General features: G+C 40.0%; 1 protein-coding gene. It reads left to right on the forward strand.

Going from position 1 to position 632, the window contains the following annotated elements:
- On the forward strand, positions 1-501 hold a 501-nt coding region (locus tag ACFQEU_RS17370; protein ID WP_379784190.1), incomplete at its 5' end, for a Wadjet anti-phage system protein JetD domain-containing protein.
- Positions 502-632 lie beyond the last annotated feature (131 nt).

Raw genomic sequence — 632 nt, forward strand, 5'->3', positions numbered from 1 at the left:
CCTTGGATTTTTGTTGAAAACCTAGATAGCTTTATTCTATTGTCTGAATTAGGTGCACCGTTTCATGTCATTTATTGTGAGGGGTTTAAACTATCTTCGAGTCGAATTAGAAATAGAAGCAGCGTTACCCTAAGTTATTCCTCTACTACGTCTAGGGAAGTGCTGGATGATTTTGAAAGACGTTGGTTTGATGGTGGACAGGAGCAGACATTTTTTTGGGGTGATTTGGATTTTTCAGGCTTGAGTATTTTCCTTGCGTTGAAAAAGGTTTTTCCTGAATTGGAGCTCTGGAAGCCGGCTTATAGCGTTATGCTAGCTGCTTTACATCATGGACATAATTGGACGTGCAAAGGCGAGCAGCTTGCCCCAAGCTTAACTGAAAATATATTTATTGATACAGTAATTGTGCCCGAAATAATGAAATCAAAGCGCTTTTTAGATCAAGAATGGGTTTCGAGAACCCAGCTTCACGAAATTTTGTTTGATCCTTTGAAAAAGTGATTTTATGGCCTCTCACGGTGTTTTGTGACCAGACTTCGTTGATTCGTGTCGCTTTGATTGAGTGGATAAGGTCCCGAGCTTAACTGATGTTGGAGCCTTCCCTAATTTAGTTAACTATTCGAGTTGGTTAC

The organism is Halorubrum tibetense, assembly GCF_042661865.1.
Lineage (GTDB): Archaea > Halobacteriota > Halobacteria > Halobacteriales > Haloferacaceae > Halorubrum > Halorubrum tibetense.